Here is a 309-nt window from a genome sequence, read left to right on the forward strand (position 1 = left end):
CTAATTGAACCACTTGTTGACTCTGAAATAGAACCTGATGTTGATTCACTTACTGAACCGCTTGTTGATTCTGATACTGAACCTGATGTTGATTCACTAATTGATCCACTTGTTGATTCTGATACTGAACCTGAAGTCGACTCACTAATTGAACCACTTGTCGATTCTGAGATAGAACCTGATGTTGATTCGCTAATTGAACCACTTGTTGATTCTGAGTTCGATACTGATCCTGAAGTCGACTCACTTACTGAACCGCTTGTTGATTCTGAAATTGATCCAGAAGTAGATTCGCTAATTGAACCACTT

General features: G+C 38.8%; 1 protein-coding gene. It reads right to left on the reverse strand.

Annotation, left to right across the window (positions count from 1 at the left end; genetic code table 11):
* Nucleotides 1–309: cell wall-anchored protein (locus ER639_RS12155; protein ID WP_129065984.1), on the reverse strand; the 309-nt coding region annotated here is incomplete at both ends.

The organism is Macrococcus sp. DPC7161, assembly GCF_004117835.1.
Classification (GTDB): Bacteria; Bacillota; Bacilli; order Staphylococcales; family Staphylococcaceae; genus SDSC01.